The organism is Flagellimonas aurea, assembly GCF_017313785.1.
GTDB classification, from domain to species: domain Bacteria; phylum Bacteroidota; class Bacteroidia; order Flavobacteriales; family Flavobacteriaceae; genus Flagellimonas; species Flagellimonas aurea.
This window is the reverse complement of the sequence record NZ_JAFLNL010000001.1, coordinates 608,965-628,311: the sequence shown is the minus strand read 5'-3', so window position 1 is coordinate 628,311 and position 19,347 is coordinate 608,965. Positions and strand designations below refer to the sequence as shown.

Sequence of the window (19,347 nt, the reverse complement as noted above, 5' to 3'; positions counted from 1 at the left end):
TTCCTACTTTCAGGTTTTGTTCTCATCCATGAGTATGTAAACGGGAAAATGGTCGCTATACCCTCCTAAATATTTGTCTCCAGCATAAGTTCTAAATGGATTTCCCTTGTACCTGCCCTTCCATTCCTTTAGGAAACGAGGCGCAAATATGTTAGCCTTTACAAAACTGTGGGTGTTTGTTTCGTAGTTCAAGAAGCTGTGCGAAATTAGGATTTGGTCGAAAAGACTCCATGTTCTTTTGTAGTTGGCACTTCCGGTGACGGGCGACAAGAGTTTTTTCATCGGATTTATCAATTGGCCGGTATCCATCAGGGTTTGAATACTTTCAGAATTTGGGCCATCGTTAAAATCGCCCATGATAATAATATTTGGATTATTCTCTTGGATCTGGCCGATTCTGCCGAGTATGGTCTTGGCTGCTTTTATCCGTTTATAGCTTGTTATTTCTGCACCCTCCCTCCGAGATGGCCAATGGTTCACGAATATGTGGACCTCCTCTTGGTGCAGCTTTCCGCGTACATAAAGAATATCACGAGTGAGGTCGCGCTCGCCATTGGTGTTTTCCACCATCAATGGGATGGTCTCCGATTCCAGTACCATAAAACGTTCTTTATGATAGATAAGCGCTGTATCTATACCCCGTTCATCCGGGGAATCAAAATGGACAAATGCGTAATCGATATCCCGAAGCTGTTTTGATTTCAACAAAGATTTTAGCACATTTTTATTTTCAACCTCCGCCAAGCCGATCAGAATCGGTGGATAATCACTTTCGTTCGAACCTATCGCGGAAATTGTCCTTGAAATCTTATTGGCCTTGTTCCAAAATTTGGCCTTGTTCCACTTCTTAAACCCGTTCGGCGTAAAGTCATCATCCAACAAATACGGATCGTTTACGGTATCGAAGAAATTTTCAAGGTTATAAAATGCTATGGTGTATCGGTTAAGATTTTTCTTCAAGGCAAACTCTTATTATAAATTTATTCCTGACCGTTTGATATTTCTATGACAGGTTTGCTGCCAATGGAAAGCCATTCATCACTGGTTTCTCTGTCTAAATTGGACAATTCATTGGCATACAGCAGGGCATTGAACAAAGTTCGATAGGTTCCCATGGGTTGTCCTCGCCACTGCGGTTGAAAACCAAATAGCAGTACATGTCCGTTGCCATATTTTACATCCATTGCCGCCGCATTTCCGTTCATATATTCCTCTCCGACCAAAAACCCGGACATTAGGGGCGAACCTTTTTTCTGATATTTTGCCAATATTTCCCCAGTGAACCCCTCTTTGGTATTAAAAATGGGGCTGTTATACACAAACACATTGGCATTGGATTGCATACCGGCCATTACCGGATGGTTGGGGTTGGTCTCTACCTGCATGATGGAGCCACCAGTAAAAAACCTGGCCCTATCCACTTTATTGACCACGTTGGTAACAGGCAGATGCAAGGCATTTATTGCAAAATCGGAGCTTTTGTTCAACGTGATCAATGTTCCTCCCTGTTTAACAAAAGTACTTAGATTTCGGATTCCCAGTTCACCCAATCCGCCGGTATATTCTGGAGGGGCAGAACCAGGTTCCAATCCATTTTCAATAGATCCGGGCCATTCGGATGCCATAACGATTACATCGAAACGTTCCCTTAAATTGTTGGATTTGAAGTCTGCATCCCGAATAGATGAATATGAAAATCCAAAATTATCCAGCAACCAGCGTGTCCAACCCATATCCATACTGGCGGTCCATGGTCGATAAACCGCAATTTTGGAATTCACTTTGGCATCACCTGAACCTGAACCCAGATTCGCCTGTATGGCGTAGTCATTGATCCATTGGTTGATTTTACCACGCGATGCCCCTCGCACTCCATATTTTTTGGTATCTGTATCATAATTGATGGCGTATCCTTCCTTGATGGCCTCTGCCAAAACACGAAAAATATTGTTTTGAGTTGGGTCCAGCCACAAAGTGCTGCCGCCTCCGCTTAGTTTTCCCGGCAATGGTTTTATCCCTGACGCCACCTTATCCGTATCAAAGCCTGCACCTGGAGCGAAATCCGATTTGTTCAAATCCTTTTTCTCATCATCGGTAGTTTCAAGTGGAGAGCCTTCCACAGGTGTCAAAGCATTTCTAAATGCATCGCTCAAAGGAACGGTTGCCGTAACCACATCTACTTCCATTTGAAAAGGCAATGTCCACCCTGCAGCATCATACGGTTGTTCCAATGGCCCATCGGGAGACTCCCTTAAATCAGGGTATACCTGCACATCCAAAACCTGACGCGCCATTTCGGCAAACTCTTGATCCATCGGGATGACCCAAGTGCCTTTGGGATAGTTTACCCCTGCATAGTCCATAGCTTGCTCAAATTGTGAAATCTGGATACCATTAAAGGCCAATCGCTTCAACAATTCTACGGGACGAACGGGGTCGCGTTGTTTTTGTGGGATGATATAAGCATACGGCGGCTCGTTCCTATATTTTTCAATAGTGGTCATCGCCGCTTGGTACTTATTGAACAACAAGGTTTCCTTATATTTTGATGCATAGTCCAAAACGGCAATGGAAGCCGTCTGCATGTATTGCATGGCATTGCTCAATCGCCACCATCCGCCTTTCCAAGGGCTATTGTACAACGATTCCACTCGTAAATCCTTTCTGGACTCAGGAAAATCCCGAAGGGTATAAAAATAAGGTGTCGCATACCGGTATAAAGCCGTCTCGGTCCAAAATGAGGGGATATTTTGCATCGCAGGCAGGTAATCGATATAGCCTGGGTACCAAGCATCAAAACCCTTTCCCATATGCACGGCCCCCGGTAACCCTTCGGTTTCCAGCTCTTGGGCCATAGCCATACCGATCATGTTCACTTCCCTTGCCACAATGGGCGGAGTTTGTGGGGCAATCGGCTCTGCAAAAGGCGGCAACCATATTCTAGTTGGAAAAGGGGAGGATTGGTGGTGTACATGGATTACGTTGGGCTCCCATTCTCGCCATGTCCTGCCCACAACTCTTGATTCGAGCATATTGAGCATATACGCATCCCTATTATTATCGTGGCCTACATATTTTTGATAGAGCCAGGGTGTTCGTGCCGTTTCGTAGGGCGTGCCTACATTGGACATGTACCAATTGGCAATAATATTTTGTCCGTCAGGGTTTAGAGACGGCCACAAAACCAAAATCACATCATCCAAAATGGGTTTAAACTTTTTGGAATTGGCCTCACTTACAATTTGATGGGCCAGGGTGATAATATGTTGTGCCCCGGCAACTTCGGAAGCATGAAGTCCACCGCTGATATCCACAATGGCCTTACCTTCCTCTGCCAATTTTTGAGCCTCTTCGCGGGTCATCCCTTTGGGATGGGCCAATTGTTGGGAAATCTCTTTGTAATGGTCAATTTTGGAAAGATTCTCCTCGGAAGAAATCAAAACATAGTACCAAGTAAGGCCCTCAGAGGTTTTTCCGGTTTCGCGCATCTGCACCAAATCACTGGCTGCATCCAACTTTTTGAAATACTCGATGGACTGTTCGTAGGTGGCCAAATGAAAATCCGAACCTACTTCAAATCCTATGACTTCATGAGGATTGGGAAGAGTAGTGTTTTGCGCTTTCAGGTTGAAGACAAGCAAGGGCATCATCAAAAAAGAGCCAATAAAACACTTGCTTTTTAAGCTCAAGAGAGGTTGAATTCTAGACATTATTTTGAGTTAGGTTGGTTTTGGGCATCAAGATAGGGAACAATACAAACAAATAATAGCCTTTCGCCCTGTTCATCAGTGCTTAAAAGGAAGAAAGCACAAAATAGCTTCCAAAACATTATGTAAATTTGTAGTCTAAATCCATTTGATGCTAGAAAAGAAATCAATAGAATATGAAAAGGCGGTACTTATTGGTGTATTGAACCAGTACCAAGATGAGGAAAAGGTAAAGGAATACCTGGACGAGCTGGAATTTTTGACCTACACTGCAGGTGGCGAGGTTGAAAAAAGGTTTGTGCAACGGATTGATGTGCCCAACCCAAAAACCTACATCGGGAGCGGTAAGATGGAAGAAGTACGCCAATTTGTAAAGGAAAATGAAATCGGCTCCGTTATTTTTGATGATGAGCTGTCCCCTGCACAACAGAACAATATAGAAAAGTTATTGAAGTGCAAAGTCTTGGACAGGACTAGCCTTATTCTGGACATTTTCGCCCAACGTGCCCAAACAAGCTATGCACGTACACAGGTGGAACTTGCCCAATACGAATATTTGTTGCCACGACTTACAGGCCTTTGGACTCACTTGGAGCGGCAACGTGGCGGTATTGGGATGCGCGGACCTGGTGAAACGGAAATTGAAACGGATAGACGTATTGTTCGTGACCGAATTGCCCTTCTAAAAAAGAAGCTAGCCAAAATAGACCGCCAAATGGAGACACAACGGGGCAACCGCGGGTCTTTGGTACGAGTGGCCTTGGTCGGTTATACCAATGTGGGCAAATCCACATTGATGAACGTGATCAGCAAGAGCGAAGTATTTGCGGAGAACAAGCTGTTCGCTACTTTGGACACTACGGTCAGAAAAGTGGTCTTGGGCAACCTTCCTTTTTTGTTGAGTGATACCGTAGGATTTATCAGAAAGCTGCCTACACAATTGGTGGAAAGTTTTAAGAGTACTTTGGATGAGGTGCGAGAAGCTGACCTGCTGCTTCATGTGGTGGATATTTCCCATCCGAATTTTGAGGAACATATTGATTCCGTGAATCAGATTTTAGACGAAATTGACAGTTCCGACAAGCCCTGTATCATGGTTTTCAACAAAATAGATCAGTATGTTCCCGAAACCATTGATGAGGACGACCTGGTGACCGAACGTACCAAGGCACATTTTACGCTCGAGGAATGGAAAAAAACCTATTTCAACAAGCTTGGGGACAAGGCGTTGTTCATTTCTGCGCTCAACAAGGAAAACCTGGACGAGTTCCGAAAACGTGTTTACGATGCGGTACGGGACATTCATGTTACCCGTTTCCCGTACAACAACTTTCTGTATCCAGAGCATTTGGATGAATATTAAACCCATTCACCGAAGTCTACTTTTTCGGTGAAAAGCAAGGAATCTTTTGCTTCACAACAATTATGTGCCAATTCACAACAAAAATTTAGGGAAAGGCAACGTAAGGTATACTTTCACATTGTTTTTAAGTCATTTTAGTGTCGAACGCAGATCTTAATCGATCTTAACCTACTTAGACCATGGTCTTAAAAACATAGAAAACATTTTCACCCCACAAAAAAGCCACCGAAACGGTGGCTTTTTTTATACTTCGTATTTTATGTCAGAACTTGTAGCTGAGCCCTAAAGTCCAGTAGGTCTGCAACTCGTTATCAATGGTATCGAAGGTAGCATCCGGATTGGGGGTCGGGGCATTGTTCACGATATAGTTAAGCGTCTCTTGCTTGTTGTTTCTCAAACCAAAATCAAACCCTACCCCTATCATTTTCCATAATTTATAACTGAAGGAGTTGGTCCAGGTCCAGTTGCTCAGGTCGTTGCTTTTATAACTTTGAAACAGGGACAGGTTGCTCTTAAAGCTTACCGCGCCGATTTGTTTGGTATAGTCGGCAAGTATCTTGGCACCCATTGAGGATTCAAAAATGGTATCCTCGTTGCTGAACACAAAGTTGTAGTTGAGCGGATGCATTACAACGACCAAATCTGATATCGGGGTCCAAGTGGCACCAACACCAAGGTCTAAATACCCAGGATCGTTAAAGTTGCTCAGTATTGTGGTCCTATATTCCACAAGACCGGAAATAGCAAACTTCTCGCTTAGTTTTCTACCGTACAACGATGAAATATTAAAGACATCCGTAGCTTGACGAAAGCTATCATCGTCCGTTGGGTCGTCCTTATCGTCCAATTTTACCCATGAGAGGTTAACATTGGCAGCGTTTCTCCAAAAAAACTTCTTTTCCTGAAGATTAGCGAAGGTATTTACCGTAAATCCGATGTTGCCCGATGAGTTGTTGGGAATTCCTTGAGCAAACCAATTGTTGAACTGGGATATACTCCCACCAATGGTACCGAAGGCGCCTATTTTCCAGCCGGGGAGGGCATCCAATTGTTTCTGTAAGGCATTTACACGTGATTGTATAGCTGCAATCGAGTCCTTCTTTGGAGCAATTTGAGCTTTAAGTTCCTCTTCTGTCTGGGCCGAAACCATTGAAACAACAAAAAAGGACAAAGCAATAAAAAGTAGTTTTTTCATAGTATGGAGTTTACTGTTTAGAACCGCAAAAGTAAAAAATGTCACCACTTTTTCATTCAACAATACACAATTACCAATTAAAAATGGGACAGGCTTGGGTGGATTCAAGAGCAAAGAACCAAGATATCAGTAGTCAGACATCAGACCCCTGAAATCTGACTACTCCATAAAAGCTCATGATAATCCATGGAATTCGTGTCCATTCAATGTACAATCAATAAAATGTCGATAACATGCATGTCGCTTAGACTACGCTCAGCGACCGAGTTATCATACCTAGCGGAGCGAAGTATCTCAAACCATGGCCACTCATCGAAATGGACGATAACAGAACAGTCACCCTGTTTTTGCCCGCAGTTGAGCGAGGGTTCGCCACAAGAAATCGGGAAAACAAGGACTTTTATACCAAAATGCTGGATTTATATCACTTCTGACATCAAAGAACCAACAGGCTTTCCGCGTAAAATATCGATATCCGGCCATATGCTTCAACTTCTTGTCCGTCCGGCAGGCCGGGTGCTCAGCGACCGTCCACTGACTACAAAAACTACTATTTTCTCTTGAACAGGGGTACCGAAGAGCAGGCTTCCCCGTACATGACACTTTTGGCCACTTCTTGGATTTTGGCCACTGCCATTAGATAGGCATTTTCGGGTACCGGTTTTTTGGAGCAACCTTTTATGATTATAGGCTTATCTGCAAACTCGGTCACATCCAACTTTTCCAAAATAGTTTGATAAAGTGCCGTTTCCAAGGTTTCCAAATTTCCTTGAACTACTTTTTTGGCGTAGGGTTGCAGTTTGGAGGCAACCAACATAAAGGCCCAGCCTGGAATAATGGCATCCGAAGAACATTGAAGCGCCACATAAGCTTCCTGGTACATTGACCAATCATGCACATCAACATGGGCGCGGAACTCCTTTTCACGAAGAATAAATCCCTCGTACAACCAATCTTTGATGTCCAAGACCTTGCGCTCCCCTTTCGGATAATAATCCTCCAGGTCGAACGTGATCAACTTGCTTTGGGCCACTCTATTTACAATTTCCTTTTCCATATTTGTATTTTTCGCAAGGGCTGGAACCGCTATAATTTTTGATTCTGCGACCTAAATCTATTGGCCGGGGACGTTTTTTGGTGTTTGGTCTTTCTTCCCTTTACCCGTTTTCTCCACAACTCAAAAGAGGACCGTTTGAGGTTGTTTCGCATCACTTCCCTCACGTCGTTTTCCTTTAAACCAAACTGGTACTCTATGGCTTCGAACGGGGTTCTGTCCTCCCAAGCCATCTCAATAATTCTATCGATTTGTCTTGTGGTCATGTCTTTTAGGTTTACCGGGGTTTTACAAAAGGCCCAACTCCAATTTCGCCTCCTCGCTCATCAGTTCTTGGGTCCATGGTGGGTCAAAAGTGATTTCCACCTCCACGTCCTTCAGCATATCAATGGACTTCACTTTCTCCTCTACCTCCACGGGCAAGGTTTCGGCCACAGGGCAATTGGGCGAGGTAAGGGTCATCAAGATCTTTACTTCGTATTCCTCGTTTACGAACACATCGTAAATCAATCCCAGTTCGTAAATGTCCACAGGAATTTCTGGATCGTAGATGGTTTTGAGCACCTTTACGATTTTTTCGCCCAGTTCTTGTGTATCTATGGTAGTTTCTTCGCTCATTCTGTGTTATTTTAACTGTGTTTGATAGGCAACCGCATACAATTTCAATTGCTTGATCATACTTACCAATCCATTTGCCCGCGTTGGCGACAAATGCTCTTTAAGACCTATTTCATCAATAAATTCCACATCGGCATCAATAATGTCCTGTGGCTTTTGATTGCTGAACGTCCTGACCAAAATGGCAATGATTCCTTTCGTAATGATGGCATCACTATCAGCCGTGAACACCAATTTGTCACCATCGAGTTCGGCATGCACCCACACCTTGCTCTGGCATCCTTTGATCAGGTTGTCATCGGTTTTGTACTGTTCGGCTATCAATGGAAGTGATTTTCCGAGCTCGATCATGTATTCGTAACGCTGCATCCAGTCGTCGAACATGGAAAACTCATCTATTATCTCTTCCTGTATCTCTTTTATGGTCATGCGATGATTTTGTTCAAAAGTACAACTCGGAGGGTTGCCATTCAAGTCTTTATGATAATGATAACGGTCTGGCTATAGCAACATATTCCTTGCACGTGTAACACCTTCCACCAGTTTATCCACTTCCTCCTTGGTATTGTAAAAGCTGAAACTGGCCCTTACCGTTCCCGGAATCTGGTAAAAATCCATTATTGGTTGTGCACAGTGGTGGCCTGTTCGAACAGCAATGCCCAATTTGTCCACAATGGTTCCGATATCGTAAGGATGAATACCTTCTATGTTAAAGGATATTACCGAAGTTTTGTGCGCTGCGGTCCCGTAAATCTTTAAGCCATCGATGGTGAGCAACTGCTCCGTGGCGTAATTCAATAGCTCATCTTCATACTGGGCAATGGCATCAAAACCGATACTGTTCATATAGTCCAATGCGGCACCAAAGGCAATACCTCCAGAAATGTTCGGCGTTCCTGCTTCAAACTTATGGGGCAGATCGGCATAGGTCGTCTTTTCAAAAGTGACTTCGGCAATCATTTCCCCTCCGCCTTGATACGGTGGCAGTTTTTTGAGCCATTCTTCTTTTCCGTACAATACCCCAACTCCAGTTGGTCCACACATTTTATGGGCGGAAACGGTATAAAAATCAACATCAAGTGCCTGTAAATCGGGTTTGATGTGTGCTGCTGCCTGTGCACCATCTATCAATACGGCTGCTCCCACTTTATGGGCTGCCTCAATGATTTCTTCTATTGGGTTGATGGTTCCCAATGCATTGGAAACATGGTTGCAGAACACCAATCTTGTCCTATCCGACAATAGGTTGTGGTATTCCTCCATCACCAATTCCCCTTCCAGGTTCATTGGAATCACTTTTAAGGTTGCCCCCGTGCGTTCGCACAGCATTTGCCAAGGCACAATATTGGAGTGGTGCTCCATTGCCGATACCAAAACCTCGTCCCCCTCCTTTAAAAAGGAAGTGGATCCCGTTGCCACCAAATTGATGCCATGAGTAGTTCCCGAAGTAAAGATCACTTCGCGGGAATGCGCAATGTTAAAGTGCTTTTGGATTTTCTGCCGCGCCGCTTCGTAGGCATCGGTGGCCTCTTGAGACAAGGTATGTACCCCTCGATGGATATTGGCGTTGTACCGTTGATAATAATCAACAATGACATCGATTACCTGCTGCGGTGTCTGCGAGGTAGCTGCATTGTCCAAATACACCAAAGGCTTCCCATTGACCTCTCTTTGGAGGATGGGAAAATCCTTTCTAATGGCTTGTATGTCCAAAGTGGTCCCTATCATTGTAATGTAATCGTGAAAAAGTTTGTTTTACAGGTCAAAACCCATGCGTACACCCAGTTTATCAGCAATGATCTTATTGATCCGCAGCTTTAACTCTGGGATACGGACACTTTCCAAAACGTTGTTGGCAAAAGCGTACATCAGCAAAGCCTTGGCTTCTTTCTTTGGAATTCCTCTTGACCTCAGATAAAAGAGCGCTTCATCGTCCAACTGACCAATGGTGCACCCGTGCGAACATTTTACATCGTCCGCGAAGATTTCCAATTGGGGTTTTGAGTTGATGGTCGATTTATCGCTCAACAAAATATTGTTGTTCTGCTGAAAGGCATCCGTCTTTTGGGCAATCTTGTCCACTATGATCTTTCCGTTGAACACTCCTGTGGAGCTATCCCCGAAAATACCCTTATAATCTTGATGGCTCTCACAATTGGGCTGTGCGTGGTGCACCAAAGTATGATGGTCCACATGCTGTTTATCGCCCAAAATCGTAATCCCTTTCAGGGTAGAGTCGATACGCTCCCCGTTCTGGTAAAAGTTCAGGTTGTTACGGATCAACTTTCCGCCCAAGGAGAACGTATGCACCCTTACAACGCTGCTATCTTTTTGTGAGATATATGTATTGTCCACCAAGGAGGCGGTAGGCTCATCGTTCTGAACTTTGTAGTAGTCCACGATGGCGTCCTTGCCAGCAAAAATTTCGGTCACTGAGTTGGTAAACACTTCGTTCCCCGTCAAACTTTGGTGGCGCTCTATGATCTGAACCTCAGCGTTGTCCTCGGCAACGATCAAGTTACGGGGTTGCAACATCAAGGCTGGTTCCTTGCCCGTGGCCAAATGTAAAATTTGGATAGGCTTTTTGGGCATTTTGTTCTTGGGAATATAGATGTACGCTCCTTCTTTGCTAAAAGCTGTGTTCAAAGAGGTCAACGACTCATCTTTGGAGGCCGCTTTGTTAAAATATACTTCTATCACCTGTTTGAACATGGGCTTACTAAAGGCAGAGCTCATCAAACAGACATCTACGCCATCATGTGTGGTTTCGGAGAGGTATGAACTGTACACCCCATCAACGAAAACAATTTTGTAGGTGTCTATCTCGTGGAGGAAGTATTTTTTCACATCCTTGTATTCCAACGTGGTCTCATGCTTTGGAAAGATGCTGAAATCTATTTTTTCCAAGCCCCTCAACGAGGTATACTTCCAAGCTTCATCCTTTTTTGTCGGGAAGCCCTTGGTCTCAAAATTCTTTATGGCACTGGATCTTTCCTCATGTACTGGATGATCTAAATCCAAGCCATCTTCAAATGCCATAAAAGAGGAGACTAATTTTTCCTTTAAATCCATATCTTTTTAAGTTTTCAGTGGTCAGCTTTCAGTTTAGGTATTCTGAAACCCGATGTCTGAAGTCTTACATCTGTTTTTTAAACTGCAGCTTCTTCTTTTAACCAATCGTATCCTTTTTCTTCCAGTTCCAGGGCCAATTCCTTGGTTCCGGATTTTACGATTTTCCCGTTGTACAACACGTGTACAAAATCGGGAACGATATACTCCAACAATCGTTGGTAGTGTGTAATCACGATGATGGCGTTGTCCTTGCTGCGCAATTTGTTTACACCATTGGAAACGATACGCAGGGCATCGATATCCAAACCGGAATCGGTCTCGTCCAAAATGGCCAATTTGGGTTCCATCATAGCCATTTGAAAGATTTCGTTACGTTTCTTTTCCCCTCCGGAGAACCCTTCGTTCAAGGAACGAGAAAGGAACTTTCGGTCGATTTCCAACATTTCGGACTTCTCACGAATCTTCTTGAGCATTTCGTTGGCTGGCATATCTTCCAAACCTTGTGCTTTTCTGGATTCGTTGATAGCGGTCTTCATAAAATTGGTCACCGATACCCCTGGAATCTCAACTGGGTACTGGAACGATAGGAACACTCCTTTGTGGGCTCTTTCTTCTGGGGAAAGTTCTTCCAAGTCTTCCCCTTCCAGAAGGATGCTTCCTTCGCCTACTTCAAATTCCTCCTGTCCTGCGATTACTTCGGCCAAGGTACTTTTACCAGAGCCGTTGGGGCCCATAATGGCGTGTACCTCTCCTGCGTTCACCTTTAGATTGATTCCCTTAAGGATTTCTTTACCGTCTACGCTTGCGTGTAAGTTCTTTATTTCTAGCATTTTGTAAAATTGTGTTCTGTCTTAATAATTGTGATTTGGACTTCGCTCAATCACCAGATTGGATTGGGTAGCTGAGAATGGCCGAAGTTATCCTACGGAGCCTTCCAAACTGATTTCCAATAATTTTTGTGCCTCTACGGCAAATTCCATTGGTAGTTTGTTCAATACTTCCTTGCTAAATCCGTTTACAATCAAGGCAATGGCCTTTTCGGTATCAATTCCTCTTTGGTTACAGTAGAAAATCTGATCCTCACCAATCTTACTGGTCGTGGCTTCGTGCTCTATCTGTGCGCTTTTGTTCTTGACCTCTATGTAAGGGAACGTGTGCGCCCCGCAACGGTTACCCATCAATAGGGAATCGCATTGGGAGAAGTTCCTTGCATTTTCAGCACGGCTGTTCACCTGCACCAATCCACGGTAGCTGTTTTGTGACTGTCCTGCTGAAATACCTTTGGAAATGATGGTACTCTTGGTATTCTTGCCCAAGTGAACCATTTTGGTCCCTGTATCCGCTTGTTGGAAATTGTTGGTCACGGCAATGGAATAAAATTCACCAATGGAATAATCGCCTTTCAAAATACATGATGGGTATTTCCATGTTACCGCAGAACCTGTCTCGACCTGCGTCCAAGAAATTTTGGCATGCTTTTCACACAGACCGCGCTTGGTCACAAAGTTGTAAACGCCTCCTTTTCCCTCTTTGTTGCCAGGAAACCAGTTCTGAACTGTGGAATATTTGATTTCCGCATTGTCCAGAGCTATAAGCTCTACCACTGCTGCGTGCAATTGGTTCTCGTCCCGCATTGGGGCGGTACATCCTTCCAAATAGCTCACATAACTGCCTTCTTCGGCAATGACCAAGGTTCTCTCGAACTGTCCAGTTCCCGCTTGGTTGATTCGGAAATAGGTGGAAAGTTCCATAGGACACCTCACTCCTTTTGGAATGTAGCAGAAAGATCCATCGGAAAATACCGCTGAGTTCAATGCCGCGTAAAAATTGTCCCTTTGTGGAACTACAGTTCCCAAATATTTTTTCACCAATTCAGGGTGCTCCTTGATAGCTTCGGAAATGGAACAGAAAATAATGCCTTTTTCTGCCAATGTTTTTTTGAAAGTGGTGGCCACGGATACGGAGTCCATTACGATATCCACCGCAACACCTGCCAACTTTTTCTGCTCATCTACCGAAATTCCCAACTTTTTGAACGTGTCCAGTAATTCTGGATCTACTTCGTCCAAGCTATCGTACTTCGGTTTTTTGTTGGGAGCCGAGTAGTAGGAAATATTTTGGAAGTCAGGCTTTTGGTATTTTACGTTCGCCCATTCGGGTTCTTCCATTTCTTTCCAGGCACGGAATGCTTCCAATCGCCACTTCGTCATCCAATCGGGTTCTTCCTTCTTCTTGGAAATGGCAATAACAATGTCCTCGTTCAACCCTTTTGGAAAGGTATCCGATTCAATGTCCGTGTAGAAACCATACTCGTACTCTTTGGTCTCCAACTCTTTCTTTAATTCTTCTTCTGTATAAGCCATATATCTTTAAGTTAGCCAATTACAGGCTTTAAGTCAATGTTTATAGTGAAAAACTTTCTCCACATCCGCAGGTTCGTTGAGCGTTGGGGTTGTTGAACACAAAACCCTTTCCGTTCAAACCTCCGGAATATTCCAATGTGGTGCCCACCAAATACAAAAAGCTTTTTTTGTCCACGATGATTCTCACATCGTTATCTTCAAAAATCTTATCTGTATCGGTAGCGGAATTGTCAAAGGTCAATTCATAAGACAATCCACTGCACCCTCCGCTCTTTACGCCAACGCGCACATAGTCCGTGGTCGCATTATAACCTTCTTCGGTCATAAGGGACACCACTTTGTGCCTTGCTGATTCTGAAACCTTAATCATCTTACTTGAATTTAATCTAAATAGCCTACAAATATACTGTATCTAAAGGGTTTTACCATAGCAACTAACATTAATATAACGAATGATTCCATAGGTGTTTCCTATGAAAAATTAGTGCAATTTGACCACAAGTCCCATCAGTCGTGAATTTGCAAGTATTCTTAGTGACTTTTGACAGGTTTTTGCCGAAAAAATTTTATGTTCCATCCGACTACAGGATTTACGATTATCCTCATTATTTTTGCAAAATGCTAGAAGACAAGAATCAAGAACGTACATCTTTGGAAGAATTGGGCGAATTTGGTCTGATCGACCATCTTACCAAAAACTTTGAACTCAAACAACCATCTTCCATAGTTGGGGTGGGCGATGATGCTGCCGTAATGGATCATAATGGCAAAAAAATCATCGTGTCCACCGACATGTTGGTGGAAGGGGTTCATTTTGACCTGAGCTATATGCCCTTGAAGCACTTGGGCTATAAATCGGTGATGGTGAATCTTTCCGATATCTACGCCATGAACGCCATGGCCACACAGATAACAGTTTCTTTGGCCATTTCCAACCGGTTTCCTTTGGAAGCGCTAGAAGAATTTTATGAAGGAGTAGCACTTGCATGCAAGCTGTACAATGTTGACCTGGTGGGTGGAGACACCACCTCTTCAACAAGGGGAATGATCGTAAGCGTAACTGCCATCGGCGCTGCGGATGATAACGACATCGTTTACCGAAAAGGCAGCAAGCCCAACGATTTATTGGTGGTTTCTGGCGATTTGGGAGGTGCCTATCTTGGCCTTCAGGTCCTTGAACGCGAAAAAGAGGTGTTCAAGGTAAATCCGAACAGTCAGCCCGATCTTGAACCCTATTCTTACATCGTAGAAAGGCAATTAAAGCCGGAAGCACGAAAAGACATTGTAGAGCTGCTCAAAAAATTGGAGGTAAAGCCGACTTCCATGGTAGACATCAGCGACGGCCTTTCTTCGGAAGTAATTCATTTATGCAAGCATAGTGATATTGGCTGTAATGTTTTTGAAGAGAAAATCCCATTGGATCCCACGGTGATTTCCGCATCCGAAGAATTTAAAATGGACAGTACCATGATTGCCTTGAGCGGCGGTGAGGATTATGAGTTGTTGTTCACTATTGACCAAGCAGATTTTCCCAAGATTAAAGGAAACCCCAACTTGACGGTAATTGGGCATATGACGGAAAAGAATGAAGGCATTCACTTAATTACCAGGGCAGAGACCAAGATACCGATCACGGCACAGGGGTGGAATTCGTTCAACGGATAAAAAAATCCCGAAAATCAAGGGCATCCCTACATCATGGTATTGGGGCACGCAACCATTAGCAGTAGGCAATTACTTAAGTTTCCGGGATAAGATTTGGGCCTTTTCCTAAAACAAAAAAGGGCTATGCCACTTGGTGCACTACCCTACTTTGTCTTTTTCTGTACATGTCTTCCAGTGTACTGTTGATCTCTTGCATTTGAGGTGTCAAGGCGGAGAGCTTTCCGCTGACATCTGTTGTGACTTGCTTTTGGCAATGAAGACATTTATACTCTTTTATATGCTGTGTCACTTTTTTGGATACCGTGTAATGGTGTCCGAACAAGCTGCAAAAGAAGGAAGAAAATTTGTTGCCATGCTGCGTAGTAGTTGTTTTCATAGGCGGGTGTTGTTTGGAGAAAAGCATATAATTACGAAATGGGGCTTCGAAAAATGCTTACTTTGGTTAATGGTAATTTTTTGTTATATAAATTATTTTTGAGATTCAATTTTTATAGGAACGGATGTTGATAACTTTTTATTTTGTAAATGTATCGAGATAATATTTTTTTCGATGAAATACCTCAAAATCGATAAAAAGTCGCCTTTTTCCGTCAAAAAACGCTTTTGTAAGATACCGCATTGAAAACAAATTATCAACAATCCATCAATAAAAAATCGTTAACCGTCACTGCATTTGCGCTTTTTTCCCTCTTTTTTGGAGCAGGCAACCTGGTTTTGCCACCATTGCTGGGGTTTAAATCGGGTCATTTATGGTGGTTGGTGGCCTTGGGCTTCTGTATTTCGGGAGCGCTTGTTCCTATTTTAGGGATAGTGGCCCATGCGAAACTACAGGGCACCCTGTTCGATTTTGCAAAAAAAGTCTCTCCATCATTTAGTGTAGCATATTGTTATTTGATTTACGCAATTGCAATTGCTTTGCCATCGCCACGAACAGCATCGGTAACCCACGAAATGGCAATTCAGCCTTTTTGGGGTTCATCATCATTACTTACCAGCCTTATCTACTTTATGTTGGTTTTTGTTTTTGCCATCAACAGAACCAAAGTTTTGGATGCCCTTGGAAAAATATTGACCCCTGGCATCCTTATCATCCTTTTGATCATCATCATGACCGCCATATTTACCTTGGATTTTGATTTTGTCCCCTCTGACATGATCCAACCTTTTAGTTCCGGTATTTTGGAGGGTTATCAAACCTTCGACGCCATTGGTGCCGTTGTGGTTGGTGCCGTGATCATTATATCGGTCAACATCAAAGAAAAATCTGCTTCTTATGAAGAAAAACGAAGACTCATAAGGAGGGCCGGTCTTTGGGCAGGTGCTGGATTATTTTTAGTTTACGGAGGACTGATTCTCACCGGGGCCTTGTTTGGGAACTCTTTTGACAACGAAATAACCAGAACAGCACTCTTACGTGGAATAAGCACAAAAACTCTGGGCGAAACAGCCAATCTTTTATTGAGCATACTGGTAAGCTTGGCCTGTTTTACCACTGCTGTCGGAATTGTGACGGGCACTTCAGATTTTATAAAAGGCCGATTCAACGATTCTTTATGGGCGTACCGAATCACAGCTTTTATAGGTTGTGTACTTGGTGTTTTAATAGGTCAGTTCGATGTGGGCTACATTATTACTGTGGCCGTTCCTGCCTTAATGTTCATATATCCTATAACTATTATTTTGATTTTACTGAACGTTTCTCCTGGGAAATACGCTTCTGAAAAAGTGTTCAGATGGGTTGTCGGCACTACAATCCTCTTCAGTGTACCTGATTTTTTGGGAAGCATTGGGTTGGACGAACACATTTCGCATTATGTAGATTGGATTCCCTTGAGCCAACATCAAATGGGGTGGGTTTTGCCTGCATTGGTTGTTTTTATCGTCGGAAATCTAGGTGAGAAAAGTTAAAAGGTTGTCGAATATTCAAACCTGCCAGCAATATTGTCCGCTTCGGCCTTAGGCAGCCCCTCCTCTAAATTCTCCCGCCATTCTGTCCAGATATGTTTAAGGTCTATTTGACCTATGGTGTCCCCTGGACAATGAATGGCTCACAGTTTTTTTAGCTGAAAGGTAAATCATTCTTAATCACAACAACAGTGTTTGTCACTTTTAGCTTTCTCGAAGCATTCCTTTCCCTCAGAAAACGCAAAATAGGCCAAGCCCAAGGTCCCCAAACTATCTATATAAGGAATTTTGAAAAGCTCGTAGATACCGCTACTTATCAAAAGGATAATGGACATGTACACACAGACCAATGTGCAATTGGCATCGGCCAAAATGGGAGCCGAATCAAGTTCCCGCCCCACTTTTCTCTTCCACCAGACCAAAATCCACATAATTAGTATGGATATGGAGGAAATGATGACGCCCCAAAAAGTGGTCAGTGGTTTATGGCCGGTCCAAATATTGTATATGCTCGATACTACAAGACCCACGACCAAAATATAAAAGGCAACACCTGTAATTCTTAAAGCTGTGCGCTCAAAATTGTCCCGATTGCTTTCGGGGCTCCTTTGGATGCGCAACACCATATGGGCAATGCCCAATCCTGAAATAACTTCGATAAAACTGTCCGTGCCAAAACCGAAAAGAGCAAGACTTTCGTCTTCAAAACCAAGATATGTAGAAATAATTCCTTCACCAATGTTATAAAAAATGGTGATGAGTGCTAGGACAAATGCGGTACGGTAAAGTTTATGCTGCTTTTCCAAACTATGCGAATTTGCTTTTGTTGAAGTTCGCTTTTTTGTATGGAAAAGGCAAAAGATACATGTAACATATCTATTCCGAGCCGCGTTTCTTTTTATTATAGTGATAAATGGCATAGGCAATACCTGCCAAAATCACAAAAGGGAGATAGCTCCCGATGACCACACCTATTTCGTAGGAGCTATCGGGAGCTTCCGCTATCTTTTTTTCAATGTCAGATTGTTGAATGAACAAGAACAGGAACTTCATTGTGACTATGTATTCATCAACTCTTCGATTTCTTCAATCTCGATAGGAATATTGCGCATTAGGTTAAATGGCTCTCCTTTTTCTTGAATGACCACATCATCTTCCAAACGGATGCCCATTCCTTCTGCCGGAATGTAGATTCCAGGTTCCACCGTAAATACCATATTGGCTTTCATAGGGGTTTTTAATTCTCCGTAATCGTGTGTGTTCAACCCGATATGATGGCTGGTCCCGTGCATAAAGTATTTTTTGTATGCCGGCCAATCCGGGTTTTCGTTCTGAACATCGGCCTTGTCCAATAAGCCCAGACCCATCAACTCGGAAGTCATGAGCTTGCCTACTTCTTTGTGGAACTCGGCCCAAATGGTTCCGGGCACCAACATCTTTGTGGCCTCATTCTTAACGCGAAGCACTGCGCTGTAAACCTGTTTCTGTCTATCTGTAAATCTTCCATTGGCGGGAATGGTCCTCGTCATATCGCTGGAATAGTTGGCGTACTCAGCAGCAAGATCCAAAAGAATCATATCGCCATCCTTCACTTCTTGGTTATTCTCCAAATAGTGAAGTACGTTGGCATTGCCCCCAGAGGCTATAATGGGACTGTAGGCAAAACCTTTGGAGCGGTTACGGACAAATTCGTGAAGGAACTCAGCTTCAATTTCGTGTTCCCAAACTCCGGGCTTTACAAACCCCAATATGCGCCTGAATCCTTTTTCTGTGATATCGCAGGCTTTCTGCATCAATTCAATTTCCTCGGGTTCCTTTACTCCACGGATATTTTGCAAAATAGGGTTGCTCTTTGCCCATTGGTGAGCAGGATACTCCTTCTTGCACTTTTCTATAAAGCGATCTTCCCGTGTTTGGGTTTCCACCGCTTGGCGGTAATGCTCGTTGGTATTGAAATAAATCGTGTCCGCCTCCGTCATCAAATCAAAAAAGATTTTATCGAAATCTGTGAGCCAATACACGGTTTCTATCCCCGATACTTCGGTCGCCTTTTCTTTGGTGAGCTTTGCTCCCTCCCAAACTGCAATATGGTCGTTGGTTTCCCTAACAAAAAGAACCTCTCTGTGCTTTGGGTCCATGGCCTCTGGGAACAACAACAAAATGGTTTCCTCTTGGTCCGCTCCGCACAAGTAAAAAAGATCACGATCTTGCTCAAAGGGCAGGGTACTATCGGCCCCAATGGGATAAATATCGTTGGAGTTGAATACCGCAATGCTCTTGGGCCGCATTTGGGCCATAAATTTTTTACGGTTTTTCACAAAAAGATTGCTGTCTATCTGGAAGTATTTCATAGTTGAATTTTGATTTGCCCAAATTTAGGTAATTGCGTTACCGAAGACAAATTC

At 43.5% G+C, this 19,347-nt stretch carries 19 protein-coding genes; 3 read left to right on the top strand and 16 right to left on the bottom strand.

The window, feature by feature from the left end; genetic code table 11:
• Nucleotides 1–9 precede the first annotated feature (9 nt).
• The gene (locus J0656_RS02790; protein WP_207031343.1) at nt 10–960 is read right to left on the bottom strand and encodes an endonuclease/exonuclease/phosphatase family protein; all 951 of its coding nucleotides are present in this window, start codon (nt 958–960) and stop codon (nt 10–12) included.
• Between the two features lie 20 nt (nt 961–980).
• A complete protein-coding gene (locus tag J0656_RS02785) occupies nt 981–3,710 on the bottom strand; it encodes a M14 family metallopeptidase (protein ID WP_207031341.1) in 2,730 nt (909 codons plus the stop codon).
• 148 nt (nt 3,711–3,858) lie between these two features.
• Here J0656_RS02785 and hflX point away from each other — a divergent pair, with 148 nt between their 5' ends.
• Nucleotides 3,859–5,070 carry a GTPase HflX gene (hflX, locus tag J0656_RS02780; protein ID WP_207031339.1) on the top strand — a complete coding sequence of 404 codons (1,212 nt, stop codon included), beginning with the start codon at nt 3,859–3,861 and terminating at the stop codon, nt 5,068–5,070.
• A gap of 262 nt (nt 5,071–5,332) precedes the next feature.
• Here the strand turns inward: hflX and J0656_RS02775 are convergent, their stop codons facing one another.
• The 10 genes from J0656_RS02775 to J0656_RS02730 form a co-directional block, all read right to left on the bottom strand.
• On the bottom strand, nt 5,333–6,265 hold the full coding sequence (locus J0656_RS02775; protein WP_207031337.1) for a DUF3078 domain-containing protein: 933 nt from the start codon (nt 6,263–6,265) through the stop codon (nt 5,333–5,335).
• Nucleotides 6,266–6,815: 550 nt separating this feature from the next.
• Entirely contained in the window at nt 6,816–7,322 is a 507-nt protein-coding gene (locus tag J0656_RS02770) for a DUF2480 family protein (RefSeq protein ID WP_207031335.1), read from the bottom strand.
• Nucleotides 7,323–7,351: 29 nt separating this feature from the next.
• Nucleotides 7,352–7,585 carry a TIGR03643 family protein gene (locus tag J0656_RS02765; RefSeq protein ID WP_207031334.1) on the bottom strand — a complete coding sequence of 78 codons (234 nt, stop codon included), beginning with the start codon at nt 7,583–7,585 and terminating at the stop codon, nt 7,352–7,354.
• 22 nt (nt 7,586–7,607) lie between these two features.
• Nucleotides 7,608–7,937 carry an iron-sulfur cluster assembly protein gene (locus J0656_RS02760; protein WP_108245524.1) on the bottom strand — a complete coding sequence of 110 codons (330 nt, stop codon included), beginning with the start codon at nt 7,935–7,937 and terminating at the stop codon, nt 7,608–7,610.
• Nucleotides 7,938–7,943: 6 nt separating this feature from the next.
• The gene (locus tag J0656_RS02755) at nt 7,944–8,366 is read right to left on the bottom strand and encodes a SufE family protein (RefSeq protein ID WP_207031333.1); all 423 of its coding nucleotides are present in this window, start codon (nt 8,364–8,366) and stop codon (nt 7,944–7,946) included.
• 72 nt (nt 8,367–8,438) lie between these two features.
• A complete protein-coding gene (locus J0656_RS02750) occupies nt 8,439–9,665 on the bottom strand; it encodes an aminotransferase class V-fold PLP-dependent enzyme (RefSeq protein ID WP_313790172.1) in 1,227 nt (408 codons plus the stop codon).
• Between the two features lie 27 nt (nt 9,666–9,692).
• Nucleotides 9,693–11,009 carry a Fe-S cluster assembly protein SufD gene (gene sufD / locus J0656_RS02745; protein ID WP_207031332.1) on the bottom strand — a complete coding sequence of 439 codons (1,317 nt, stop codon included), beginning with the start codon at nt 11,007–11,009 and terminating at the stop codon, nt 9,693–9,695.
• A gap of 77 nt (nt 11,010–11,086) precedes the next feature.
• Nucleotides 11,087–11,839 carry a Fe-S cluster assembly ATPase SufC gene (gene sufC, locus J0656_RS02740; protein ID WP_207031331.1) on the bottom strand — a complete coding sequence of 251 codons (753 nt, stop codon included), beginning with the start codon at nt 11,837–11,839 and terminating at the stop codon, nt 11,087–11,089.
• Between the two features lie 87 nt (nt 11,840–11,926).
• Nucleotides 11,927–13,372, bottom strand: a complete 1,446-nt coding sequence (gene sufB, locus J0656_RS02735; protein ID WP_207031330.1) for a Fe-S cluster assembly protein SufB — start codon at nt 13,370–13,372, stop codon at nt 11,927–11,929.
• 40 nt (nt 13,373–13,412) lie between these two features.
• Nucleotides 13,413–13,742, bottom strand: a complete 330-nt coding sequence (locus tag J0656_RS02730) for a HesB/IscA family protein (protein ID WP_207031329.1) — start codon at nt 13,740–13,742, stop codon at nt 13,413–13,415.
• Nucleotides 13,743–13,990: 248 nt separating this feature from the next.
• On the opposite strand from J0656_RS02730, the gene thiL reads away from it, so the two are divergent.
• Complete coding sequence (thiL, locus tag J0656_RS02725; protein ID WP_207031327.1) at nt 13,991–15,037, top strand: thiamine-phosphate kinase; 1,047 nt, start codon at nt 13,991–13,993, stop codon at nt 15,035–15,037.
• A gap of 121 nt (nt 15,038–15,158) precedes the next feature.
• Here the strand turns inward: thiL and J0656_RS02720 are convergent, their stop codons facing one another.
• Nucleotides 15,159–15,413 carry a DUF1660 family phage protein gene (locus J0656_RS02720; RefSeq protein WP_207031325.1) on the bottom strand — a complete coding sequence of 85 codons (255 nt, stop codon included), beginning with the start codon at nt 15,411–15,413 and terminating at the stop codon, nt 15,159–15,161.
• 242 nt (nt 15,414–15,655) lie between these two features.
• Here J0656_RS02720 and brnQ point away from each other — a divergent pair, with 242 nt between their 5' ends.
• Nucleotides 15,656–16,945: a branched-chain amino acid transport system II carrier protein gene (gene brnQ, locus J0656_RS02715; protein ID WP_207031324.1), complete on the top strand. Its 1,290-nt coding sequence runs from the start codon at nt 15,656–15,658 to the stop codon at nt 16,943–16,945.
• A gap of 173 nt (nt 16,946–17,118) precedes the next feature.
• Here brnQ and J0656_RS02710 read toward each other — a convergent pair whose 3' ends face one another.
• From J0656_RS02710 to J0656_RS02700, 3 genes are all read right to left on the bottom strand, one after another.
• Nucleotides 17,119–17,748, bottom strand: coding sequence for a cation efflux transmembrane domain-containing protein (locus J0656_RS02710; RefSeq protein ID WP_207031323.1), 630 nt, complete (start codon nt 17,746–17,748; stop codon nt 17,119–17,121).
• Between the two features lie 70 nt (nt 17,749–17,818).
• Nucleotides 17,819–17,995: a hypothetical protein gene (locus J0656_RS02705; RefSeq protein ID WP_207031322.1), complete on the bottom strand. Its 177-nt coding sequence runs from the start codon at nt 17,993–17,995 to the stop codon at nt 17,819–17,821.
• A 5-nt stretch (nt 17,996–18,000) separates the two neighbouring features.
• Complete coding sequence (locus tag J0656_RS02700; protein WP_207031321.1) at nt 18,001–19,293, bottom strand: aminopeptidase P family protein; 1,293 nt, start codon at nt 19,291–19,293, stop codon at nt 18,001–18,003.
• Nucleotides 19,294–19,347: the final 54 nt, after the last annotated feature.